This is a genomic window from Pseudomonas sp. D1-36, assembly GCF_051132205.1.
In the GTDB taxonomy this organism is placed as follows: Bacteria; Pseudomonadota; Gammaproteobacteria; order Pseudomonadales; family Pseudomonadaceae; genus Aquipseudomonas.
This window is the reverse complement of the sequence record NZ_CP071674.1, coordinates 64,366-89,096: the sequence shown is the minus strand read 5'-3', so window position 1 is coordinate 89,096 and position 24,731 is coordinate 64,366. Positions and strand designations below refer to the sequence as shown.

The 24,731-nt window shown below is 60.4% G+C and carries 20 protein-coding genes; 8 read left to right on the top strand and 12 right to left on the bottom strand.

Going from position 1 to position 24,731, the window contains the following annotated elements; all coding sequences use genetic code 11:
• Window positions 1–17 precede the first annotated feature (17 nt).
• Window positions 18–1,526, bottom strand: coding sequence for a choline-sulfatase (gene betC, locus J3P76_RS00415; RefSeq protein ID WP_434675630.1), 1,509 nt, complete (start codon window positions 1,524–1,526; stop codon window positions 18–20).
• Between the two features lie 114 nt (window positions 1,527–1,640).
• Here betC and J3P76_RS00410 point away from each other — a divergent pair, with 114 nt between their 5' ends.
• A complete protein-coding gene (locus J3P76_RS00410; RefSeq protein WP_434675629.1) occupies window positions 1,641–2,591 on the top strand; it encodes a choline sulfate utilization transcriptional regulator in 951 nt (316 codons plus the stop codon).
• Between the two features lie 5 nt (window positions 2,592–2,596).
• Here the strand turns inward: J3P76_RS00410 and J3P76_RS00405 are convergent, their stop codons facing one another.
• Entirely contained in the window at window positions 2,597–3,256 is a 660-nt protein-coding gene (locus J3P76_RS00405; protein WP_434561436.1) for an NAD(P)-dependent oxidoreductase, read from the bottom strand.
• 563 nt (window positions 3,257–3,819) lie between these two features.
• Here J3P76_RS00405 and J3P76_RS00400 point away from each other — a divergent pair.
• The 5 genes from J3P76_RS00400 (at window position 3,820) to J3P76_RS00380 (ending at window position 10,492) form a co-directional block, all read left to right on the top strand.
• Window positions 3,820–5,127: a CitMHS family transporter gene (locus tag J3P76_RS00400; RefSeq protein ID WP_039593443.1), complete on the top strand. Its 1,308-nt coding sequence runs from the start codon at window positions 3,820–3,822 to the stop codon at window positions 5,125–5,127.
• A gap of 77 nt (window positions 5,128–5,204) precedes the next feature.
• Window positions 5,205–5,972, top strand: a complete 768-nt coding sequence (locus tag J3P76_RS00395; RefSeq protein ID WP_420766007.1) for a TerC family protein — start codon at window positions 5,205–5,207, stop codon at window positions 5,970–5,972.
• Between the two features lie 336 nt (window positions 5,973–6,308).
• The gene (locus tag J3P76_RS00390; RefSeq protein WP_420766008.1) at window positions 6,309–7,967 is read left to right on the top strand and encodes a Na/Pi cotransporter family protein; all 1,659 of its coding nucleotides are present in this window, start codon (window positions 6,309–6,311) and stop codon (window positions 7,965–7,967) included.
• 72 nt (window positions 7,968–8,039) lie between these two features.
• The gene (locus J3P76_RS00385) at window positions 8,040–9,428 is read left to right on the top strand and encodes a M16 family metallopeptidase (protein ID WP_434608643.1); all 1,389 of its coding nucleotides are present in this window, start codon (window positions 8,040–8,042) and stop codon (window positions 9,426–9,428) included.
• 56 nt (window positions 9,429–9,484) lie between these two features.
• Window positions 9,485–10,492, top strand: coding sequence for a DUF5924 family protein (locus tag J3P76_RS00380; protein ID WP_420766010.1), 1,008 nt, complete (start codon window positions 9,485–9,487; stop codon window positions 10,490–10,492).
• Window positions 10,493–10,535: 43 nt separating this feature from the next.
• On the opposite strand, the gene J3P76_RS00375 is transcribed toward J3P76_RS00380, so the two are convergent.
• From J3P76_RS00375 to J3P76_RS00355, 5 genes are all read right to left on the bottom strand, one after another.
• Window positions 10,536–11,765 carry a nucleoside recognition domain-containing protein gene (locus J3P76_RS00375; protein ID WP_420766011.1) on the bottom strand — a complete coding sequence of 410 codons (1,230 nt, stop codon included), beginning with the start codon at window positions 11,763–11,765 and terminating at the stop codon, window positions 10,536–10,538.
• A gap of 190 nt (window positions 11,766–11,955) precedes the next feature.
• Entirely contained in the window at window positions 11,956–13,287 is a 1,332-nt protein-coding gene (gene gltP, locus J3P76_RS00370) for a glutamate/aspartate:proton symporter GltP (protein WP_420766012.1), read from the bottom strand.
• A gap of 692 nt (window positions 13,288–13,979) precedes the next feature.
• The gene (locus J3P76_RS00365; RefSeq protein ID WP_434608645.1) at window positions 13,980–14,444 is read right to left on the bottom strand and encodes an inhibitor of vertebrate lysozyme family protein; all 465 of its coding nucleotides are present in this window, start codon (window positions 14,442–14,444) and stop codon (window positions 13,980–13,982) included.
• 1 nt (window position 14,445) lies between these two features.
• On the bottom strand, window positions 14,446–14,610 hold the full coding sequence (locus tag J3P76_RS00360; RefSeq protein WP_003177151.1) for a DUF1328 domain-containing protein: 165 nt from the start codon (window positions 14,608–14,610) through the stop codon (window positions 14,446–14,448).
• A 78-nt stretch (window positions 14,611–14,688) separates the two neighbouring features.
• Entirely contained in the window at window positions 14,689–14,976 is a 288-nt protein-coding gene (locus J3P76_RS00355) for a hypothetical protein (RefSeq protein ID WP_420766014.1), read from the bottom strand.
• Between the two features lie 437 nt (window positions 14,977–15,413).
• On the opposite strand from J3P76_RS00355, the gene algB reads away from it, so the two are divergent.
• Both algB and J3P76_RS00345 read left to right on the top strand, forming a co-directional pair.
• Window positions 15,414–16,760: a sigma-54-dependent response regulator transcription factor AlgB gene (gene algB / locus J3P76_RS00350; protein ID WP_420766015.1), complete on the top strand. Its 1,347-nt coding sequence runs from the start codon at window positions 15,414–15,416 to the stop codon at window positions 16,758–16,760.
• Between the two features lie 10 nt (window positions 16,761–16,770).
• Window positions 16,771–18,561, top strand: coding sequence for an ATP-binding protein (locus J3P76_RS00345; RefSeq protein ID WP_434608648.1), 1,791 nt, complete (start codon window positions 16,771–16,773; stop codon window positions 18,559–18,561).
• Between the two features lie 7 nt (window positions 18,562–18,568).
• Here J3P76_RS00345 and J3P76_RS00340 read toward each other — a convergent pair whose 3' ends face one another.
• The 5 genes from J3P76_RS00340 to J3P76_RS00320 form a co-directional block, all read right to left on the bottom strand.
• Complete coding sequence (locus J3P76_RS00340; protein ID WP_420766122.1) at window positions 18,569–20,182, bottom strand: EAL domain-containing protein; 1,614 nt, start codon at window positions 20,180–20,182, stop codon at window positions 18,569–18,571.
• Window positions 20,183–20,257: 75 nt separating this feature from the next.
• Entirely contained in the window at window positions 20,258–21,037 is a 780-nt protein-coding gene (locus J3P76_RS00335) for an N-acetylmuramoyl-L-alanine amidase (RefSeq protein ID WP_434701386.1), read from the bottom strand.
• 89 nt (window positions 21,038–21,126) lie between these two features.
• Window positions 21,127–23,160 carry a diguanylate cyclase gene (locus tag J3P76_RS00330; RefSeq protein WP_434608652.1) on the bottom strand — a complete coding sequence of 678 codons (2,034 nt, stop codon included), beginning with the start codon at window positions 23,158–23,160 and terminating at the stop codon, window positions 21,127–21,129.
• Window positions 23,157–24,035, bottom strand: a complete 879-nt coding sequence (locus tag J3P76_RS00325; RefSeq protein ID WP_420766019.1) for an endonuclease/exonuclease/phosphatase family protein — start codon at window positions 24,033–24,035, stop codon at window positions 23,157–23,159. The genes J3P76_RS00330 and J3P76_RS00325 overlap by 4 nt, the downstream gene beginning before the upstream one ends.
• Window positions 24,036–24,050: 15 nt before the next feature.
• Window positions 24,051–24,692 (bottom strand): thiol:disulfide interchange protein DsbA/DsbL, encoded by a 642-nt coding sequence (locus J3P76_RS00320; RefSeq protein ID WP_420766020.1) that lies wholly within the window; start codon window positions 24,690–24,692, stop codon window positions 24,051–24,053.
• Between the last annotated feature and the right edge of the window lie 39 nt (window positions 24,693–24,731).

Genomic DNA, 24,731 nt, shown 5'->3' with positions numbered 1-24,731 from the left:
CCCCTTACGTTATTGGTTTATTGGCAGGGTTGTGGATAACGGGCCTTGCGCTCCAGATCGTCCAGATCGATGTGGTTGCGCATGTACTGCTGGCTGGCGTCCACCAGCGGCTGGTGATCCCAGCTCTTGAGTTTGCCCAGGGTCAGCGCATGGGCGACGAAACGTCGACGTCGCTGGCTGGCGAGTACCTGTTGATGAATCGTCGGAATGTCCCATTTGGCCCGCGCTTCGGCGAGAAAATCAGCAAACAGTGACTGATGTTCGGGCGATTGGCTGAGGTCTTGCTGCTCCTTGGGATCGTTGCGTAGATCGAACAGCAGGCATGGATCATCCTCGCTATAGATGAATTTCCACGGGCCGCGACGGATCATCATCAACGGACTGATCGTGCCTTCAGCCATGTATTCGCCGAAGACCTCATCATGTCCGCCCTGCCCTTGCAGATGCGGCACCAGCGAACGGCCGTCCAGTGGCAGACCTGGCTCCAGCGTACCGCCGGCCAGTTCAACCAGGGTCGGCAGCAGGTCGGCGGTGGACACAGCCGCACCGACACGGCGATTGGCGAACTGCCCCGGGGCACTGATCAACAACGGTACCCGAGCGGCCATTTCGAACCAGTGCATTTTGTACCACAGCCCCTTTTCGCCGAGCATATCCCCATGATCGCCGGAGAAGACGACGATGGTGTCGTCGATCAGCCCGGTGTCCTCCAGGGTTTGCAGCAACTTGCCGACATTGCTGTCGATGTAGCTGCACGCCCCGAAATACGCTCGACGAGCATCGCGGATCTTATCCACAGGCAGCGGCTTATCCCAAAGATCATAGACCTTGAGCAGGCGCTGGGAATGCGGATCGAGTTCAGCCTGCGCCGGGGTTTGCGGCAGTGGGATCTCGTTGTCGTCATACAAATCCCAAAATGCCTTGGGAATCGTGTACGGATCGTGTGGGTGTGTCATCGATACCGTTAGGCAAAACGGCTGGTCGCCGTCCTCGCGGATGTGGTCGAACAAGTATTGCTGGGCCTTGAACACCACCTCTTCATCGAAGTCCAGCTGATTGGTCCGTACGCACGGGCCGGCCTGCAACACCGATGACATGTTGTGATACCAGCTCGGCCGCACATCCGGCTCATCCCAATTCACGGCCCAGCCGTAGTCGGCAGGATAGATGTCACTGGTCAGACGTTCTTCGTAGCCGTGCAGCTGGTCCGGTCCGCAAAAATGCATCTTGCCAGACAACGCCGTGCGGTAGCCGAGGCGGCGCAGGTAGTGGGCATACGTCGGAACGTCCCCTGGGAAATCCGCCGCGTTGTCGTAGGCGCCAATCTTGCTTGGCAACTGGCCGCTCACCAGGGTAAAGCGTGACGGCGCGCACAACGGACTGTTGCAATACGCGGCATCGAACACCACGCCCTGGTCGGCCAGGCGGGACAGGTTCGGCAACTTGATGGGCGACGGACCATAGATCGGCAACATTGGCGCGGCCATTTGATCGGCCATGATGAAAAGAATGTTCTTGCGCTTCATGTATTCGCGGCATTCCATAGTAGGCAGTTATGCGATAGTGCTGCGATTGAGCATGTAGCCCCTGAGTTTTGGGGTAAAGCCCATGCGAGACAATGACTAGGATAAGCACAGCTTATGTATGAAGCCTTGGGTGACCTCTCCCTGGACCTGTTCCGTGTCTTCGAATCAGCGGCTCGCCAGCAAAGCTTCACCGCGGCCGCAATCGAGCTGGGCACCACGCAGCCGGCCATCAGCCAGCAGATCAAACGTTTGGAAGAACAGCTGGGCACGCGGCTGTTTGACCGCATCTATCGAGGCATCGAGCTGACTGAAGCCGGCACGCTGCTGTTCGAGCAAGTCCAGACCGGTTTGCAAAGCATCGATGCGGGTCTGAATGCGATCACCGCCCAGCACCAGCACGAAGTGCTGCAAGTGGCGACGGACTTTGCCTTTGCCGCTTATTGGCTGATGCCTCGGCTGCATCGGTTTCACGCAGCCAATCCCCAGGTGGATGTGAGCCTGGTGACCAGCGAGCGCAACCACAACATGCTCCGTACCGATATTGACGTTGCAGTGTTGTTCGGCGATGGGCGCTTCAAACAAGGCGAAAGTCGCTGGCTGTTCAGCGAAGAAGTTTTCCCTGTATGCAGTCCGCTGCTGCTCGGAGAACGTCCCCTGCCCTTGCCCGCCCAGGCCTTGGCGGAATTCCCGTTGCTGCACCTGCGCGCGGGCAACAGCAGCAACTGGTTCGACTGGAGTGGTGTGTTTCGCGAATTAGGCATCAACTCGCCGCCAGCGCCCGGGCAGTTGCGCTTCGACAATTACACGCTGCTCATCCAGGCGGCGATCGGCGGCCAGGGCGTCGCCATCGGCTGGCGACACCTTGTGGATAACTTGCTGGCCCAAGGATTGTTGTGTCGTCCGATCGCCCAAACGGTGCTGTCCCGGCTGGGTTATTACGTGGTCTTGCCCCAGCGCAAGCGCCGCGGTGTTCTTATCAAGTTGTTCGTGGATTGGTTGATGGAAGAACAGGCCAACAGCGCCGAGTCGCTCACTGGCTTGCCGCTGCCTTCCATCGCCGTTTGATAGGCCTACACGGCCGTGACAAAACTGACGTGCTCGCCCACATGCAGGTTCAAGCGCAGCTCATCGGCGATGCCGACGGCCACGCGGTTGAGCCGCTCCAGGGTTTCGGCCAGGCCCGGCTCGAGGCTGGTACTGACCTGGCTGAAGTGTTCGATGCCCAAGCCTGGCGCGGCATAGGGCGCGTTGATCAGGGTCCACTGCAGCGTGCTGTTCTTCAGAGCATCAAGCACTTCTTCGGCGGCATGGCGCTGCAAGTCGTCGTCGGCTTGTTCTTCGTCGAGCACCGCAAAGTCACCCACCAAAAACAACCGTGAAATGTTCACCGCTTGCATGCCGGCAATCAACGCGTCCACCGCCAGGACTTGCTCCACCGGGCCGGGAATCAATGTGCGCTCCACCTGCTCGCTGTTCATCGGCAATCCTGGTGCGTTCAACAGGCATACGACGGCGCTGACACCGGCGACGCTTTGCTTGACCCGCTCCGGGTCGAACAGATCGCCGGTCTTGGCCCGCAGTCCCGGGCGTGGGGCCAGGGCGGTAAGGTCATCCAGAATGGCGATGACTTCATGCTGTCGTCGCAGCAGTTCAGCCATCAACGCACTGCCGAGGCTGCTCATGGCACCATAAAGCACCACTTTGATAACCGGGGTTTCCGCGTTTTTCATGGCTGGCGTTCCTTTTTTCCCGCGTGTAAAGGCTCTGACCCGCGGAAAACCAAGAGGGTTCGCCTCTTTATTAAGGATTGACCGATGCAACGGATCAAGGGCTACCACGCCCACGTGTATTTGAATCTTTCAGCCTTCAAAGTGAAACGCTGATTGCTTTTGTGGCGAGGGGATTTATCCCCGCTGGGCGCGAAGCGGCCCTGAAACCTGTCATTGCGAAATTTCGAAAGAATGCGGTCTGCTCTTTTGGGCCTGCTTCGCAGTCCAACGGGAATAAATCCCCCGCCACAAAGTAACTTCATGCGTTGGTCACACGGTCGGCCTGCGAAAGGCTGCTGAAAGCTTGCGCGATTAGGATCGCCTCACCTACCGGCAACAGACCGGTGGCCTACAACGAGCTTGCTGATGCTCGTGCGGCCTTTTTAACAACAACAATGGTGATTCTGATGTCCGCTGCTACCCATCCCGTTGCGCCCACTCCATCCGTCCGCCCCGTGCTTTGCATCCTGCGCTGACCTGACCGGTTCGCCTTTGCCCGCCGCGCCACGCCTGGAGTATTTCCCATGCTGACTTTCCTTGGCTTTGCCATGGTCATCACGTTCATGTTCCTGATCATGACCAAGCGCCTTTCCGCGCTGATCGCCTTGATCATCATCCCGATCCTGTTCGCCCTGTTCGGCGGTTTTGCACCGAAGATCGGCCCGATGATGCTCGAAGGCATCACCAAGCTCGCCCCTACCGGGGTGATGCTGATGTTTGCGATTCTCTATTTCGCCCTGATGATCGACTCCGGCCTGTTCGACCCGGCCGTTCGCAAGATCCTCAAGCTGGTCAAGGGCGACCCGTTGAAAGTTTCGGTCGGTACCGCCGTTCTGGCGCTCGTCGTTTCCCTTGATGGTGACGGCGCGACCACTTACATGATCTGCGTGGCCGCGATGCTGCCGCTCTACAGCCGCATCGGCATGAGTCCAAGGATCATGGCTGGCCTGATCATCCTCGCCGGCGGCGTGATGAACATGACCCCCTGGGGCGGCCCGACCGCCCGGGCGGCCAGTGCGCTGCATGTGGATCCGTCCGACATCTTCGTGCCGATGATTCCCGCCATGTTGGCCGGCGTCGTGGCGATCCTGGCGATTGCCTACATGTACGGCAAACGCGAGCGTGCGCGCCTGGGTGAATTGCACCTGGCGGGCGACGAAATGGACCACAGCGAAATCAGCGTTTCCCAGTTCCCGGACGCCCGCCGTCCGAAGCTGATCTGGTTCAACGGCGCGCTGACCCTGGTCTTGATGTGCACCCTGATCGCCGGCCTGTTGCCGCTGCCCGTGCTGTTCATGGTGGCGTTCAGTATTGCGATGATCGTCAACTATCCGTGCCTGCAGCAGCAGAAGGACCGCGTCGCGGCCCACGCCGGCAGCGTCCTGGCGGTGGTCGGGCTGATTTTCGCGGCGGGGATCTTCACCGGCATCCTGTCCGGCACCGGCATGGTCGACGCCATGTCCAAGAGCCTGCTGGCGGTCATCCCGGACTTCCTCGGCCCGTACCTGGCGGTCATCACCGCGCTGGTGAGCATGCCGTTCACTTTCTTCATGTCGAACGATGCATTTTATTACGGGGTGTTACCAGTTCTGGCGGAAGCGGCCAGCCATTACGGCATCACTGGCGTCGAGATGGCCCGTGCCTCCATCGTTGGCCAGCCCGTCCACCTGCTGAGCCCGCTGGTTCCGTCGACTTACCTGCTGGTAGCCTTGGCCGGTATCGAATTCGGCGATCACCAGCGCTTCACCTTGAAGTGGGCAGTACTGGTTTGCCTGTGCATAATGTTCGCCGCCTTGCTGATGGGGATTTTTCCGCTGTTCAGCACTCTATAAAAGCAATGCCCGCTGCGTCGCCCCTATCGGTCAACCGAAGGCGCGACGCGGCCTAACACTCGCTCAAAGGAACTCACATGGAATGGCTGACCAACCCGGAAATATGGGTTGCCTTCTTTACCCTGACCGCCCTGGAAATTGTCCTGGGCATCGATAACATCATCATGATCTCGATCCTGGTCAGCCGCATGCCCAAGCACATGCAGGCGCGCACCCGGATTTTCGGCTTGGCGCTGGCGATGATCACGCGGATCCTGTTGCTGCTGTCGATCACCTGGGTCATGCGCCTGACCGCCGATCTGTTCGAAGTGTTCGGCCAGGGCATCTCCGGTCGTGACCTGATCCTGTTCTTCGGTGGCTTGTTCCTGCTGTGGAAAAGCTCCCAGGAGATGTACCACGCGCTGGAAGGCGAGGAAGAAAGCAGCGATGAGCCGTCGGTCAAGGGTGGCAACTTCATCTACACCATCATCCAGATCGCAATCATCGACATCGTGTTCTCCCTGGACTCGGTCATCACCGCCGTGGGCATGGTTTCCCACGTACCGGTCATGGTGGCGGCAATCATCGTTGCCGTCCTGGTGATGATGCTGGCTTCGGGCACCATCAGCACGTTCATCGACAAGCACCCGTCGCTGAAGATGCTGGCGCTGTCGTTCCTGCTGGTGGTCGGTACCGTGCTGATCGCCGAATCGTTCGACGTGCACGTGCCCAAGGGCTACGTCTACTTCGCCATGGCGTTCTCGCTGGCAGTGGAAGCGATCAACATCAAGATGCGCACAGCGATTGCTCGCAAGCGCAAGCAACAGGATCCGGTGAAACTGCGCAAGGATGTCCCGGGTCAGTAAAGATGTAGGGCAGTGAAACGAAGGGGCTCTTGTGAGCCCCTTTTTCATGCCTGCAAAAAACGCTCGAATGCAAAACCTGTGGGAGCGAGCTTGCTCGCGAAAGCGATCGCCTGGAACAAAGATTTTGGATGTGCTGCCGCCATCGCGAGCAGGCTCGCTCCTACAGGGGGCGGGGTGTTTTCGAGGAAACTGTTTTATGACAGTTTTGTTTCAAACCCATCTTCAGCTGTGCAATGCTGGCGCCCGGACCATTCGGCAACTACAGCTTAAGTACAAGAAGTAAAACGATGTGGCACCGTCAATTTGTCCATCTGGGACGCTAACAGGGGGCTCCTCATGCTGACCCTGCTGAATCTACTTTCCGCCGTGGCCTTGCTGATCTGGGGCACGCATATCGTCCGGACCGGCATCTTGCGGGTCTACGGCTCGAACCTGCGCCATGTCATTGGCCAGAACATGTCCAGGCGCTGGCTGGCGTTCATCGCCGGCATCATGGTCACGGCCATGGTCCAGAGCAGCAATGCCACGGCGATGCTCGTCACTTCCTTCGTCGGCCAGGGCCTGATGGCATTGACCCCTGCCCTGGCGACCATGCTCGGTGCGGACGTCGGCACCGCATTGATGGCCCGGGTGCTGACCCTGGACCTGTCGTGGCTGTCGCCGCTGCTGATCTTCCTCGGAGTGATTTTTTTCCTCTCGCGCAAACAGACCCGCGTCGGCCAGATGGGCCGGGTCTCCATCGGCCTGGGCCTGATCATCCTGGCCCTGCAATTGATTGTCGAAGCCGCCGCGCCGATCACCCAGGCCCAGGGCGTGAAGGTGATTTTCGCCTCGTTGACCGGCGACATCCTGCTCGATGCCTTGGTGGGTGCGCTGTTCGCAATGATTTCCTATTCCAGCCTGGCGGCGGTTTTGCTGACCGCGACCCTCGCCGGCGCTGCGGTGATCAGCTTGCCAGTCGCCATCGGCCTGGTGATCGGTGCCAATATCGGCAGCGGCGTGCTGGCGTTCCTCAGCACCAGCATGCAGAACGCCGCCGGACGCCAGGTGGCGCTGGGCAGCCTGTTGTACAAGCTGATCGGCCTGCTGCTGATCATTCCGGTACTCGACCCGCTGGTGGGTTGGCTGGACGGCCTGGATTTCAGCCCCCAGGAAACCGTCATTGGCTTTCATTTGCTCTATAACACCGTGCGTTGCCTGGTGCTGTTGCCCAGCGTCGGACCGATGGCCAGGCTCTGTGCCTGGCTGCTGCCGGAACGACCGCAAGCCAATGGCAAAGCCACGTCACGGCACCTGGACCCCGCCGCCCTCGCCACACCAAGCCTGGCGCTGGCGAACGCCGCGCGGGAAACCCTGCGCATTGGCGACCTGATCGAAAACATGCTCGAGGCCATGCTCGGCGTGCTACGAGGCGAGCAAACGGCGATCACTCAACAACTGCGCAGCATGAGCGATGACGTCGAAGCGCTGTGCAGCGCCATCAAGCTCTACATGGCGCAAATGCCTCGTGAAGATCTTAGTGAACAGGACAGTCGCCGCTGGGCGGAAATCATCGAGCTGGCGATCAACCTCAAACTGGCCAGTGACCTCATCGAACGCATGTTGCGCAAGGTCCAGCAGCAGAAGACCTCCCAACGCCGCTCATTCTCTGACGTGGGCCTGGAAGAATTGGCGGGACTGCACAGCCATCTGATCGCTAACCTGCGCCTGGGATTGTCGGTCTTCCTCAGTGCCGATCGGGAAAGTGCTCGCCAATTGCTGCGCGAGAAACGGCGCTTTCGCGCGCAGGAACGACGGATGGCCCACGCCCATGTCAGCCGCTTGCAGCGCAAAGTAGTGCAAAGCCTTGAGACGAGTTCCCTTCACTTGGAACTGATCGCCGACATGCGGCGCTTGAATTCGTTGTTCTGCGGCAGCGCCTATGTGGTGCTGGAAACATCCGAGATCGGCGCCCTGTCCGCCGACGAAATGTCCGACATCACCCATTCGCCTTGAACGACTGGCGTCTCGGCCAGTCAACAAGTGTGTCCCCGGACCATGGATTTACAAGCCGCCAGGAAGCCCGCCATGCGTTGTCTGCTACTCGTCCTGCTTTTGTTCGGTTCCCTACCCGTCGTTGCCCAGGATCGCTTCCAGGTCGAGGGATATACGTTGCCCAACGGCATGCAGTTGTTGCTCAAGCCCGGCACGGAACGTGGACATGTGGCGATTCGGTTGGTGGTCGGCGTGGGCCTCGATGATTTCAGCTGCGCCGACAAGGAACTGCCACACCTGCTCGAACATGTGCTGTTCAGCGGCGTCGACGATACCGGCGAGGGCGGCCTGGAAGAGCGCATGCAGGCGCTGGGTGGCGAATGGAACGCCTTCACCAGCAACGCCGACACGACGTTTGTCATCGAGGCGCCAGCGCGCAATCAACGCAAAGTCCTGGACTTGTTGCTGGCATTGCTGACCCGTACCCGAATTGACGCAAAGAATCTGGAAGCGGCCAAACGGGTGGTAGAGCGCGAGGATGGCGGCCATTACACCCATCTGCAACGCTGGCTCGACCGCCAGGACCTGGGCCACAAAGCCAGCAACCAACTGGCCGTGGAACTGGGCTTGCGTTGTGCGGAACGGGCCGAGGTCGAACGCTTTACCGTCGCCCAACTGGAACAGGTGCGCAAGGCTTGGTACGCGCCCAATAACATGACGTTGATCGTCGTAGGTGACCTCGATCGATTGCTGCCGGCCTATCTGGAACGCGCCTTCGGCGAGCTCGAACCGGTCGAACCCAGCGTCCATGAACCGCTGGCGCAGATCCGCTACAGCGCGGTGACCAAGCGCAACCTGATTCGTGGGCTGGTCGGCGACAGCGCCAAGCTTCACTGGCTGTTCCCGGAGCCGGTGCTGGAGCAACAACATGATGAAACCTTCGACCTGCTCAAGGATTACCTGGATTGGGCGCTCTACCGGCAACTGCGCCTGGCTGACGGCCTGTCCTATGGCCCGTGGGTGGAGCGGGACGTCTTCGGCGGCGTCGGTTTCCTGAGCCTCAACGCCGACCTGGCCCGCGAGGACCTGCCCCCGGCCGAACACGCGCTCGAGACGCTGCGCAACACGTTGTTGAGGGACGGCCTGGACCCCGAGAGTTTCGTGCGGATAAAGCGTGCCGCCATTGCCCATCAGTCCTGGGCGGTCCAAGGCAACAGCGCACTGGCCGACTATTACTGGAGCGCCCTGGGCGACTACGAAGACGGCCGCTTCGCCAACCCAGCCGAGCGCCTGCAGGCAGTCAGCCTGGAACAGGCCAACCTGGCCCTGCGTGAGCTGCTCAAGGACCCAGGCTATTTGCGCATCGAGAAGCCGCTGCTCAGCGATGACGAACTTGTCTGGACACTCGGCGGGTTGGTGGCGGTTCTGCTGGGGCTGGTGGCCTGGCTGATACGGCGCAGGCATCGACGGGACCCGGAATGAATTCACAGTGGTACCCTGTCAGGGATTTTTCCTACGACTTAGCGTGAACCTGCCGAATGCCGAACCTGACTCATTTAATCCAGCGCATTATCGAACTGATGAAGCGCTACCCAGGGGTCATCGCGCTCGGCGGCTTCATTTCCGGGGTCGGCAGTTTCATGCTGGTGGATCGCCAGCAAGGCCTGGCGACCTGGATCGCCATCATGATGCTGGTGAGCTGGCTCTGGCTGATGCTGGAGAACAGCCTGACCCGGTTGTTCACACGGATTTTCAAACGGGAAATTCCCCAGCCGCTGTTGCGTTACGCCACGCAAATGATTCATCAGGAAAGCCTGTTTTTTGTCTTGCCGTTTTTCTTCATCACCACCACCTGGAACAGCAGCCAACTGATCTTCACTGGCCTGCTCGCGGCGGCGGCATTGGTCTCGATCACCGACCCCCTGTATTACAAATGGCTGGCGCCGCGGCGATGGGCTTTCCTGGCGTTGCACACCCTGACGCTGTTCGCGGCGTTGCTGACCGCCCTGCCAGTGATCCTGCACCTGACCACCGACCAGAGCTTCAAGCTGGCATTGGGCATCGCCATGCTGTTGTCATTCCCGAGCCTGGCTTCGATCTTTCCAATCCGTACCGTGCGCAACGCCCTGGCCATCCTGTGCATCACCTTGGGCATTGGCGCCGCCGGTTGGGTGCTGCGCTCCTGGGTACCGCCCGCCACGCTCTGGATGACCGAGGTGGCGATCAGCACCCAAGTGGAAGATCGCACGCCTGGCGCCAGCCTCAAGGAAGTCAGCGCCGCCCAGATTCGCAGCAATGGCCTGTACGCCTACACCGCCATCAATGCGCCGCGAGGCCTGGACGAGCGGATCTACCATGTCTGGCAATTCAACGGCAAAGAAGTGGACCGCATCGCTTTGGACATTCACGGAGGGCGCAAGGAAGGCTATCGCGCCTGGACCCACAAGCAGAATTTCCCCGGCGACCCGACAGGCAAATGGCAAGTGCGGGTGCTGACCGAGAATGGCCAGATGATCGGCGTGCTGCGGTTCAAGGTGACGGAATAAAGGGCTCGTCAGGCCCTATCGCGAGCAGGCTCGCTTGCACAGGTCAGCCAAAGAACCAGTAACAAACCCCGATCGCCGCCACCACACCGGCCAGCTCCGCCAGCAGGGCACAACCCACCGCATGGCGCGCTCGCTGGATGCCCACCGCGCCGAAATAGACCGCCAACACATAGAAAGTGGTTTCGGTGCTGCCCTGAATCGTCGCCGCCACCAGGGCAGGGAAGCTGTCTACCCCAGAGGTCTTCATGGTTTCGATCAGCATCGCCCGGGCGGCGCTGCCGGAAAACGGCTTGACCATGGCAGTGGGCAACGCATCGACGAAACGCGTGTCCCAGCCAGCCCACTGGGCCAGGTGCCGAATACCGTCCAGGCCGAAATCCAGCGCTCCGGAGGCCCGCAGCACACCGACGGCACACAGCATCGCCACCAGGTACGGCAGCAGGTTCTTGGCAACATCGAACCCTTCCTTGGCGCCTTCAACGAAGGTTTCGTACACCTTGACCTTGCGCAGCGCGCCCACCACCAGGAACAGGATGATCAAGCCAAACAAAGTCAGGTTCCCGAGGATCGAGGACAGCCCCGCCAGCGCCGTGGCCGAAAGCGTGGCCAGCAGCGCCATGAAGCCGCCCAGCGCCAGCGCGCCCGGGACCAGGTAGGCGAGGACCACCGGATCCCACAGGCGCAGACGTTGCATGAATGCCACGGACAGCAGCCCCATCAGGGTCGAGGCACTGGTGGCGAGCAGGATCGGCAAGAACACCAGGGTCGGGTCCGGCGCGCCTTGCTGGGCGCGGTACATGAAGATGGTCACCGGCAGCAGGGTCAGCGACGATGCATTGAGCACCAGAAACAGAATCTGCGCATTGCTGGCGATGGTCGGGCTGGGATTCAGATCCTGCAGGGCGCGCATGGCCTTGAGGCCGATGGGCGTGGCGGCGTTGTCCAGGCCCAGGCCATTGGCCGCGAAATTGAGGGTGATCAGGCCAATCGCCGGGTGACCGGCTGGGACTTCCGGCATCAAACGAAGAAACAGCGGCCCGAGGGCCTTGGCGAGCCAGTCGACGATGCCGGCTTTTTCAGCGATGCGCAGGAACCCCAGCCAAAGGGTCAGGGTGCCGAACAGCAGGACCATGACTTCCACCGACAGCTTGGCCATGGCAAAGATGCTTTCCACCATGGCGGCGAAGATCCCGGCGTTGCCGCCAATCAGCCACTGCGCCAGTGCGGACACGGCTGCCACGATAAAGAAGCCAAGCCACAGGCCATTGAGCATCGGTTAAGTCCCCCGGAAGATGCGGCGAATGATAGCGGGGCTGGCCGAAACGACAAACCCCGGATTTCTCCGGGGTCTGGTTGGCTTGATGTTGCATGTGCCGCCACCATCGCGAGCAGGCTCGCTCCCACAATGATTGAGTGATCTCTGTGGGAGCGAGCCTGCTCGCGATGGGGCCTTAAGTCATGCCTCAGCGGCTGGAAGTTTCCCCTGCCGGCAACGGCTCCTTGCTGCGCCAGTGCGGCAAAGAATTCCAGTAGCGCTGGCCCTTGGCATCGTCGTACATGCCTTCCCAACGGGAAATGACCAACACGGCCAAGGCGTTTCCGATCACGTTCAGCGCCGTACGGGCCATGTCCATGATGCGGTCGACACCGGCGATGAACGCCAGGCCTTCCAGTGGAATGCCAACGCTGCCCAGTGTGGCCAGCAGCACCACGAAGGACACGCCCGGCACACCAGCGATGCCCTTGGAGGTCACCATCAAGGTCAATACCAGCATCAACTGCTGGCCGATGGACAGGTCGATGCCATAGAGCTGGGCGATAAAGATCGCGGCGATGCTCTGGTACAGCGTCGAACCGTCAAGGTTGAACGAGTAGCCGGTAGGCACCACGAAACTGCAGATAGCCTTTGGCGCCCCATACGCTTCCATCTTTTCGATAACCCGCGGCAACACCGTTTCGGAACTGGCGGTGGAGTAGGCCAGCACCAGCTCATCCTTGAAGATGCGCATCAGCTTGATCACCGAGAAGCCGAACACCCGAGCGATCAGGCCCAGCACCACGAAGGCGAAGAAGGCGATGGCGACATAAACCAGGATCACCAGCTTCGCCAGCGGCAACAGGGAAGCGAAACCGAAGTTGGCCACCGTCACGGCGATCAGGGCGAACACACCGATCGGCGCGTACTTCATGATCATGTGGGTGACTTTGAACATGCTCTCCGACACGCCCTGGAACATCTTCACCAGAGGATCGCGCAGGTCCGATTGCAGGCTGGACAAACCAAGGCCGAACAGGACGGAGAAGAAGATGATCGGCAACATTTCGCCGCGAGCGACGGCCGCGAAAATGTTCGACGGGATCAGGTTGAGGATCGTCTGGACAAACGCATGCTCATGCTGGACCTCGGCCGCCGTGGCCTGGTACTTGGAGATATCCACCGTACCCAGGGTGCTCATGTCGATGCCGTTGCCCGGCTGGAAGAAATTCGCCAAGAGCAGGCCGACGACGATGGCGATGGTGGTCACGATCTCGAAATAGACGATGGTCTTGAAGCCGATCCGCCCGAGTTTCTTGGCGTCGCCTACGCCGGCGATGCCAACGATCAGCGAGGAGATCACGATGGGAATCACGATCATCTTGATCAGACGGATAAAGATATCGCCTGCCGGTTGCAGCACGTTGCTGATCCACCAGGCCTTTTCGGCACTGAAATGGTTGAGCAGCGCGCCGATTGCAATCCCGAGCACCAGACCGATGAGGATTTGCCAGGCGAGGCTTAGTTTTGCCTTCTTCATATCATTACCCTTACTTCAGTTTGACTCGGACAGCCACATCAACGGACCGCCAGACGGCGGTTCGAACCCATGCCGCTGCCCCGTATAAGGTCACCCTGAGCGCCAAAGGCAGCTCACCAGCAGGCGAAAAAAGGCGCAACTATTGCGATGCAAGGGGGGATCGTCTAATGCCGTAAACGCCTACCCTATGCCGAATCGGCATGAGTTTTACAAAACGAAACGTGCGTCCCAAACAGTTCGAATACGCCATTGGAGCAGGCAAAAGTGCCGTGATGCGGCCATTTCAGCGTAGCCGGGCGTTATTCGGATTGCTTGGAAAGACGATGGATGGAGCGGGTCGAAGCTCCGGTCGGAGACAAGAACCCTGGCACTCATTCTCCGATATACGGTAACGGTTCGAGCTCGTGGGGAACAAACAGGACAATGTGTCGCGGCCGGATCGCGGATATTGGCGCAAGAGCAGCGAGACGCTCTAGCGTGGGGATAAGCTCTACGCAAGTTCGCCAAGCCGTCACGACTTCGCGAACTTGCGTCGCAGCTTTTACCTGACCCGGCCCTTTCGCAGGCACCCCTTGTGCCCGTAGGTCACTCCGACCCTGTATGGTCAGAACGTCCCAGCCCCCTGGTCATGCTTCGGCCCTCCTCGGGCTTCGCAGAGAGAAAAGCAGCGTTGCTCTTCCCGCTTCAAGAAATCAGTACCAGTTAGGATCTTTCTTGAGCTGTTCCATTAACAGTTCTTGCATACCTTCATCGGGATTGCCAAGAAAGCGATAGTCCGCGTGACGGGTCGGCGACTTATCGGCCGGCAGGCCTGCGGGCACCTCCACCAACAGGGCATAAGCTTCGTCTTTATCGAAGCTGAAGGCGACGAACAGGCGTTTGCTCTTGCAAGTGGCCTGAGTCTCGCACAACGGCCCGACCAGATACTTGTCGCCGTCCTCTTCGACCGCGTTCATTTGCTCTGCATCGCCCGTCAGGTTCATCACCCATTCGGGCAGACGTTCTTCCTTCTTGACGACCTGCTGCCAAGTCTCGCGATATTGCGTGTCCGACTGCAGCAATTGGTTGACCCGCATTTGACCGTCGTTGGCAGCCATTGCCATGGCACTGCCGCCCAACAGCAGGGCGGCGGCCAGTCCTTTAAGAGTCACGCTCATGTCAGCCTCGGCCACGACGGCCAAAGAAGAACGATGCGATGAACATCACCAGGAACACGACAAAGAGAATCTTGGCGATGCCCGTGGCGGTGCCTGCGATACCACCGAAGCCCAATACAGCGGCGATGATGGCAATAATCAGGAAGGTAATAGCCCAGCTCAACATGGTGATTCTCCTTACGCTTTTCTATTTAGTAACGAATCTGGCAATGATGGTTCCGGTGCAACGGACGACCGGTTCGAATCAGAACACCCAGCGCTCTTCACGAGGCATTTCCGAGAGAGGCTGCGCCTGGTCAACTTCCATCATCCGCATCGAAGCGGATTCCTGCGCCAGCGTACTGGCGGCACTGAAATGGGTTTGCGGGGCACGGTAGGTGGATACCAGTGGAGCTTCCGGCTTCTGGCTTTCATGCCAGAGCATCAATTGCTGACCCGCTACAAGCGTGACCAGCAACGCGACAAAAGCCCACAGCCCCTGCTGGATATGCAGGCGGGTAATGCGAAATTGGGCGGCAACTTGACGATTCATCCTGAAACTCCTCCCCACCCTAGCGGTGATCTGGTTGAGGCGCCCTCAGCGCCACGTTGACCAGAACATTGCAGCCGGCATGCCAGATTTTTTATCACAATAAAACCCTTTCAAATCAATAAGTTAGTAAGACGGCAACCATTTGCGGGAGCGCATCCTGCACGATGGGCCTGGCGAGCGTCGTGCGTTATGCACGAATTGAGATAAAGGTCTGCGGCCGATTTCTTTTTTGAATTGCGGGTCGGAAACGGATGTCGGAATGAGCGAGCCGAACCGTTGTCGCCGGCAGCGCTAAAAATTGGCCGAAAATCAGTCTTTTAGACGAAGGAGGTCCACAGATTCCGATTCGGTGGGTAATATTCGATCAGAATGGACCATGCAACTTGCCCGATTTTTCTGACACTAATCATCATCATTCATTAAGGAGCGTAGGAAAGATGGAATCCGCCACCGAGCATCAAGGCCGCATTCTGCTGGTAGACGACGAGTCCGCCATCCTGCGTACCTTCCGTTATTGCCTGGAAGACGAGGGCTATAGCGTCGCTACCGCCAACAGTGCCGCACAGGCCGAAGCCTTGCTGCAACGCCAGGTATTCGACTTGTGCTTCCTGGACCTGCGCCTGGGCGAAGACAACGGTCTCGACGTATTGGGACAGATGCGAATCCAGGCACCCTGGATGCGCGTCGTTATCGTGACAGCTCATTCCGCCGTGGACACGGCCGTCGACGCGATCCAGGCCGGCGCCGCCGATTATCTGGTCAAGCCTTGCAGCCCGGACCAACTGCGGCTGGCGACCGCCAAGCAACTGGAGGTACGCCAACTGTCCGCCAGGCTCGAAGCCCTGGAAGGAGAAATGCGTAAGCCTAAGGACGGCCTGGACTCCCACAGCCCAGCGATGAAGGTTGTCCTCGAAACCGCTCGGCAGGTTGCCAGCACGGACGCCAATATCCTGATCCTCGGCGAGTCCGGCACCGGGAAGGGCGAACTGGCGCGGGCGATCCACGGCTGGAGCAAGCGCGCGAAGAAGTCCTGCGTCACCATCAACTGCCCATCGCTGACCACCGAACTGATGGAAAGCGAGTTGTTCGGCCACAGCCGCGGCGCGTTCACGGGTGCCAGCGAAAGCACGCTGGGGCGGGTCAACCAAGCGGACGGCGGCACGCTGTTTCTTGATGAAATTGGCGATTTTCCCCTCGCGTTGCAGCCAAAATTGCTGCGTTTCATCCAAGACAAGGAATACGAGCGGGTTGGCGATCCGGTGACCCGACGTGCCGACGTCCGCATCCTCGCCGCCACCAACCTCAATCTGGAGGACATGGTGCGCGATGGACGGTTTCGCGAGGACCTCTTGTACCGCCTGAACGTCATTACCCTGCACCTGCCACCCCTGCGCGAACGCGCCGAGGACATCCTGACCCTCGCCGATCGCTTCCTGGCGCGCTTCGTCAAAGAATACGCCCGTCCGGCACGGGGCTTCAGCGATGAGGCACGCGAAGCGCTGCTAGGCTACCGCTGGCCGGGCAACATTCGCGAGCTGCGCAACGTGGTCGAGCGCGCCAGCATCATCTGCCCTCAGGAGAAGGTTGAAATCAGTCACTTGGGCATGGCCGAGCAACCGATCAACAACGCTCCGCGTATCGGTGCCGCGCTGAGTCTCGACGAACTGGAGAAGGCGCACATCGGTGCAGTGCTCGCCACTGCCGACACCCTTGACCAGGCCGCCAAGACCCTGGGCATCGACGCGTCCACGCTGTATCGCAAACGCAAGCAATACAACCTGTGAGCAGCACCTTATGAAACTGGCGATGAAGCTGCGCACACGGTTGTTCCTCAGCATTTCGGCGCTGATCACAGTGGCGCTGCTAGGGCTATTGCTGGGACTGGTCAGCGTAATGCAGATGGCCAACACCCAAGAACAATCCGTTCGCGACAACTTCGTGCTGCTGGACCTGGGCCTCAAGCTCCGTCAGACACTGGGCGACCAGTTGATGATCATGCTCGACGAAACCCCCAACCTGGCGGCGCTGGAAGCGTCCAAGCGCCAGTATTTCGAGTTGCTGGACGAAGGCATCGCTCAGGAACAGCGATCGGACGAACCCGCCACCAGCTTCAGCCGCGCCAGAGCCGACTACATCAGCTTTCTCGCGGCTTTCGATGCTTCTCTGCAGCAACCCAAACATCTTGCCAACATTCAGGCGCTCACCGATAAGTTCAACGTATTACGTGGAGGCTTGATCGAGGGCTATCGCCATGCCCTGAACAAAATCAGCGAAACCCAGGACCGCGCCCGCGAACGTGCCCTATTGATTTCAGGCCTGCTGGGGCTGGTGGGGCTGGCGGTGCTGATCATCGGCTTCGTGACGGCCCATGGCATCGCCCGGCGCTTTGGCGCGCCGATCGAGGCGTTGGTCGCGGCGGCTGACGATATAGGTCAAGGCAATTTCGAGGTGACGCTGCCAATCTCCTCGGCGGCGGAGCTGAACTTGCTGAGCCGGCGCTTCGGCATCATGGCCCAGGCGCTGCGCGAACATCAGGCGACCAATGTGGAGGAGCTACTCGCCGGCCAGCAACGCCTGCAAGCGGTACTCGACAGCATTGACGATGGCTTGTTGATGATTGACCGCCAAGGTCGGCTCGAGCATCTCAACCCCGTGGCGCAACGCCAATTGGGCTGGGACCAGGAGCGACTGGGACAAGGGCTCGGGGAAGCGCTTGGACGGGTCGAGCTGGACGACGAGTTGCAGCTGGTCCTGCGCGGCGGCACACAAGAGCGGGCGCCGGACGACCTGAGCATCGAAGTCGATGGCGAGTCGCGTGTGCTGACCTACAGCCTCACGCCGGTCATCCATACCCAAGGGCAGATTCTCGGCGCGGTGATGGTGCTGCATGACGTCACCGAGCAACGCGCCTTCGAACGGGTGCGCAGTGAATTCGTCCTGCGGGCCTCCCACGAATTGCGCACCCCCGTTACGGGCATGCACATGGCCTTCGGACTGCTGCAGGAGCGCATGCATTTTCCTCGAGAGTCCCGTGAAGCGGATCTACTCAATACCGTCAACGAAGAAATGCAGCGGTTGATGCAGCTCATCAATGACTTGCTCAACTTCTCTCGCTACCAGAACGGCTTGCAGAAACTCACCCTGGCGCCATGCTCCATCGAAGAACTGTTGGAAGCCGCCAGGATGCGCTTTGCCGCACAAGCGCAAGCGAAAGGTATCGAATTACTCGTCGAGATCCAGGGTCCGCTGCCGCGCCTGCATGCCGATGCGGCGCAACTGGACCGAGTGCTGGACAACCTCATCGATAACGCGATGCGCCACACCAACGATGACGGCCAGATCCGATTGCAAGCCCGACGCCATGGCGAACGGGTAATCATCAGCGTCGAAGATAACGGCGAGGGGATTGCTTATGGCCAGCAAGGACGGATCTTCGAGCCCTTCGTCCAGGTTGGGCGCAAAAAGGGCGGCGCCGGCCTCGGCCTGGCCCTGTGCAAGGAGATCGTCCAGCTTCACGGAGGACGCATGGGCGTGTACTCAAGGCCAGGGCAGGGCACCCAGTTCTACATGGCCCTGACGGTCTGAGGGCGCTTCACGCCTCGTCATCCATGCGTCGCCCGACCAGACGGCGACCGCGAGTGATCAACTCGATGAGCTGCACCGCGCTGAGCGCGTGGGCAAACAACCAACCCTGACCGAACTTCACGCCCTCGCTGCTCAAATAAGACGCCTGTGCCTCGTGCTCGATGCCTTCGGCGATGACCTTGAGCTCCAGCGCGTGGGCCATGCGGATGATGTGCGGGGCCACGCCACTGCTGGCGGCGTCGTGCCCCAACGCGTCGATGAACGCCTTGTCGATCTTCAGGCAGTCCACCGGCAGTGTCTGCAAGTAAGCCAGGCTGCAATAGCCGGTGCCGAAGTCATCGATCAATACCTGATGCCCTACGTCGCGCAACGATTGCAGGTTATCGCGAGCGACGAGCACGTCGACCAGGCCACGCTCGGTGACTTCGAAGGCAATCTGGTGCGCCGACACACGATGCATCGCCAGCAGCCGGGCGATCACATCGCCGATACGCGGCACCATCACGTCGCAGGCTGCCAGGTTCACGGAAATGTAGAGGTGCGGATTGGCCCGCAACAGCTGGCCCAACTGGTCGAACAACCGCTGGAGGACAAAATCGGTGATCTGGCGGATCTGCCCGGTGTCCTCCGCCATCGGAATAAACAGATCCGGGCTGGTCAGGGTGCCGTCCGGCCGGCGCCAGCGCAGCAAGGCCTCGGCGCCTACGCAGTTGCGGCTGTGTAGATCGAAGATCGGTTGATAGAGCACCTGCAACTCGCCGCGTCGGATAGCACCGTGCAACTCGGCATCCATGGACTGACGCTGGCGCGCGAGTAAAAAGACTTGGAAACCAATGCCCAGCCCCAGCACCAGGCTGATAGGCAGCATCCACCAGGCGTTGGCCGGAATGCGTACGCCGTTACGGGGCGCAATCAGCACCAATTGGTATTCCGGGTTATCGGTCGGCATTCGGTAGATCAACCGATGCTTGGTGACTTGCAAAGCGTTTTTGCTTTTCGGTGGCCACGGCTCCGTCGGTGGCCAGCGCTGTTCGGTGCCTAGGACTGGAATGGCCCGCTCGCCAGCATCCAGGACGACGAGCAGGCTGCTGCCCGGCGGCAGGTCGACCACATCGGTCAGGTGGCCGCGAGACGTTGCCACTCGGAAATTTCCGCGCCCCAACATCAACGCAGCACGGTTCTCGTCGGGCTCCGTGGTGGTATTGAGCCAATAGCTGTAGGCGGGGCCCCGCAAGTCAGGCGCTCGTGCCAGCGACAAAGCGCTCTGGCGCGGACGACTGGAGCACATGCCGGAGCTGTCGATATAAGCCGCCTCGTAGACGAACCGATAATTGAAACTCACCTGCTGCAAGGTGGCGATCATGTCGTCGTTACAGCCACGCAGCGGTTGTGCCTGCAGGTCATCGAGGCTTTCGCGCAGTTGGCCGAAAAGTTGTTCCAGGCGCTGCAGGAAACGCTCGCCTTGGGCATTCATCTGATCGCTTTCACGCTGTTGGATCTGTTGCATGACGACAAACAGGCTGCCCGCCAGCAACAACACGGTACTTAGGGCAGCCGCCGTCATCGCCAGGAAAATAGGGCGATGGAGCCAGCTCTGCAGGGTTTCGCGCGCAGCCGTCATCATCAGTAATCCGAAAGTTACCAATGAGTTATAGCTTCTGTTTTGGATTTGGTTCGATTAGTCAGACGAGCGTCATTATTTTGTCTGATTGAGCACCTGCAAAATCGCCGCGCTTTGCGCGTCTGGCGAGCCATCGAACCGGGCCGGCCGGTAGCGCATCTGGAAGGCGGCCAGTACCTGGTGGGTGGCGACATCCCATTCACCGGTGCGGGGTGTCGGGTAGCCAAGGCGGGCCAGCTCGGCCTGGAACCAACTGGCGGCCGGCAACTCAGCGCCATAGGCAGCCTGCTGGCGCGCGACCGCCCCCTCGTCCGGCCAGACGCCCAGGCCTGCCTGCGCGAGTCGCTTCCAGGGAAACAACGGACCGGGATCCAGCTTGCGGTTGGGGGCAATGTCGCTATGGCCAATGATATTGACCGGGTTGATCGCGTTACGCCGAGTAATATCCTTGAGCAAGGCGATCAACGATTGCACCTGAGCTTCGCTGTAGGGGTACCAGAGGCGGCCGGTGGCCGTGTCGATATAGCCCGGATTGACGATCTCGATCCCAATGGAGCTGGAGTTGAGCCAGGTCCGGCCTTGCCACTCGCTTTCCCCGGCGTGCCAGGCGCGCCGGTTTTCGTCCACCAGCTTGTAGATGGTCGCGTCCTTATCGTCCCCTATCAGGTAGTGAGCGCTGACTTCGCCGTGGGTCAGCAGGGACAACGAACGTTCAAGCGAAGCCGAGGTGTAGTGCACCACGATGTATTGGGCACGGCTGTCGTGGTTGACCGATGGGTGGCTGGTATCGAGCCGGGGGCCGCTCGCACAACCGGCCAGTAGGAGCAGCGAAGCAAGAAGCGGGATAAGTTTCATGGCAAAGAACATGCACGCAGGAAGATAATGCAACAGTGTAACGTATCACCTAGGATGATCCGATGCCCTTAATAAAATGGAACAATTGCTCAGCCTAGCTCCACTCGGTTACGCCCGGCATTTTTTGCCCGATACAACGCCTCATCGGCTCGTTTGAGCACCAGCTCGCTGCGTTCCCCCGGCTTGAAGGCCGTCATGCCCATCGACACCGTGATTGTCACTGGCTCGCCCTTGAAATGAAACGGACAGGCCTCGATGGCCGCGCGCAATACCTCGGCCAGTTTTGCGCCGGCCGCGAGAGGTGTGTCTGGCACCAGCAGGACGAACTCCTCGCCGCCAAAGCGGGCGATGAAGTCACTGCCGCGGATACGCTTGCGCAGGACCGAGGCAATGAGCTTGAGTACCCGGTCGCCGGCCAAGTGACCGTAGTTGTCATTGATCCGCTTGAAGTGATCGAGGTCGAGCATGGCGATCAACAGGCTATTGCCGTGCCGCTGCCACTGGTCGACTTCCCGTTCGAGACGCTCGCTCCAGGCTGCGCGGTTGGGCAGGCCGGTCAGCGGATCGATCAAGGCCTTTTGCCGCTGCTCCTCCAGGTTCTCGCGCACGATCAGAGCGTCCTGCTCCATCAACGCAACGCGCTCGGCCAGGCTTTTCAGGCGAATCGAAACGTCCTTCTCACGCTGGTCACGCTGCTTGCGATGTTCATCCATCGTACCCAGCAGCCCTTCCAAATGGTTTTCCAGCACTTGCTTGAGGCCTTCCAGGTCATCGGCTTGCTGCATGCTGCTCTGCAGGCCATCCACTTGCTCGCGGATCTGGGAGTCCATTTCCCTGGAGGCCGAAAGATTGTCGGCATGGTCATCGCTGGCGGCTTGCAGCGTGCTTTGGAATGACTCCAGACGATCGTTGAGTCGTTGCAGATAAGCTTCAAACTCGTGCTGGCCGCTGTCAGTGATCGCCAACATAAGCACCGCCAGATCGTCGAGGATCGGCAACAACTCATACCAGTTCAAACCGTTGCGCAAACGCTCTCGCATGGCTTCCGCCTGGGGCCGATGACGCTCGGGCAACGTCAGATCGCCAAGCAAGCCCAGCAGGGTGTCTTCGATATGCCTGGCGACCGAGCTGTAGGAGGGTTCCGGCGAGTCTGGCAGGGCGTAATGAGCCTCATCGGGATCGACCGATGCGGGGAGCTCGACGGGCTCTTCGACAGCAAGGGGTATTTCCTCAAGCGGCTGCGTTGACGCCTCTGGCACCAGCTCGTCCGGGTTTTCCAGCACGGTACCGGGTTCGGCGTGCTCGGCGAGGACCGGGGATGGTTCGACGGCGGCCTGGGCTACCTGGGTGCTGGCTTCCGGCTCGGGCTGCGGTGCAGGCTCGTCTTGCGGTTCATCTGCCGGCTCCGTTACCGCGACCGGCCCCGTTTCTGGCACGGTGGCTGCGTGGTCTTGCTCCGCTAATGGGGTGGGGGCAGGTGCGATGGATACCGTCTCGACTGCCGGTTGCGCAGGCGCCAGCGCCGCGGCATCCGTCTCAGGCGTCGGGCTGGACCGGGCCGGCTCGGACGGCTGGGGCTGGACGGGCACCTCATCGTGACCGTGCCCACCGAACAGCCGTTGCAGCAGACCGGGCCGGCTCGGCTGATCCGGCGTTTCCAGCGCGCTCAGCGCCTTGCCCTGCAAGCCGCTCAATTCGCTGAGCAATAATGGGATTTCCCGCGCCTGGCCGACCCGGGCATCCAATTGCTTGGAGAACTTCTTCAATGGCCGGCTGACTTCCTTCGGCAGCGGCAAGGATTGCAACTGGGCGACCAACGCGGTCAACGCGGCGCTCATTTGGTCCACACGCGTCTCGCGGCGCTGTTCGGAATCGAGTACGGCTTTCTCCAGGCGCGGCAGCAAGGCGGCGAGGGCGGCGTCCATGTCGTCGGTGCGCACCACCTCGCGCATCTCTTTCATGCACTGGTCTACGGCCCGGTCGGTACCCTCGGCGGCCAAGGTGCTGCGCACCAGGCCTCGACGCAGCAAGTCGAGCCGAGCGTCCCAGCGGCGCTCAAGCTTTTCCTGTTGTTCGATGCTCTTGAGGTACTTCTCTCTCCAGCGTTCGGCGTCGTCGCTCATTCATCGGGTCCGCAAGGGGAAGGACTCAGCGCAGGGAATGCGTCGGCCGTGAGCGAACCCGGCAGACGTATTTCGACCGCGACCGGCAGGTGATCGGAAATGGGCTGGGCCAATACTTCGACGCGTTCGAGGGTCAAGGTCGGGCTCAGCAGGATATGGTCCAGGCAGCGCTGGGGGCGCCAGCTGGGAAACGTGGCTTCGAGCTGCGGGGCGAGCAGGCCAAGGTCGCGCAGTGGCGACGTCTGGAGCAAGTCATTGGCGTGGGTGTTCATGTCGCCCATCAGCACCTGGTGCTTGTAGCCGCCGATCAGTTCGCGAATGTAGGCCAACTGCATCGTTCGGGTGCGAGCCCCGAGAGCCAAGTGCATCATCACCACAATCAGCGCCTCCGGACCTTCGCCGAAGCGCGCCAGGATCGCTCCACGCCCCTTGGGGCCTGGTAGCGGATGGTCTTCGATCGCCCACGGTCGCAGGCGACTCAGCACGCCGTTGCTGTGCTGGCCGAGCCGGCCGAGGTTGCGATTGAGTTGTTGGTACCAGTAGGGGAACGCACCAAGATGGGCAAGGTGTTCGACTTGATTGATGTAGCCGGAGCGCAGGCTTCCGCCATCGGCTTCCTGCAAGGCAACCAGGTCGAAGTCTTTCAGCAGGTCGCCTATCTTTTGCAGGTTACCGGCGCGTCCCGTATGGGGTAGCAGATGTTGCCAGCCCCGGGTCAGGTAGTGCCGGTAGCGCTCGGTGCTGATGCCGACCTGGATATTAAAACTGAGCAACCGCAGGCGGCTGTCCGCCGGCAGGCCCGTGGAGGCGACATGGTGCTCGTTGACCCGCGGTTCGTGCAGGCCAACGATGCGCTCGGTACTCCAGCGGGCCATGGCCGTGGGCCGGGCTTAGTTGGCAGCAGCCTTGGTGGCCGCTCGCTCTTTGGCGATCAGCGTGTCCGCCAGTTGCAGCGCTTCGTTCGCGCCGCCAGCGGAGCCGATGTCAAAGCGGTATTTGCCATTGACGACCATGGTCGGTACGCCGGTGATTTCGTATTTCTTCGCCAGCTCACGGGCCTTCTTGATCTGTCCCTGAATAGCAAAGGAATCAAACGTGGCCAGGAACTTATCCTTGTCGACGCCCTGGGTTGCGAGGAACTCAGCCATGTCTTCTTTCTTGGTGAGCTTCTTGCCTTCTTTCTGGATCGCGTTGAACACTGCAGCGTGAACCTGATGCTCGACGCCCATGGCCTCGAGGGTCAGGAACATCTGGCCGTGAGCGTCCCATGGGCCGCCGAACATGGCGGGAATGCGCACGAAATTCACGTCCGAAGGCAGCTTTTCAGCCCATGGATTGATCACAGGCTCGAATGCGTAGCAATGCGGGCAGCCGTACCAGAACAGCTCCACGACCTCGACCTTGCCAGGCACTGCTACCGGCACGGGGTTGGCCAATTCGACATAAGGCGCGGCGGGTGCTTCAGCTGCTTGGGCAGTCACGCCGAACAGGCTGGCGGCGACGAGCGCGGCGCTGATGATCAGATTACGCATGCTTTACTCCTGGACAAATGAGGTGGCCTCGCGAGGCGT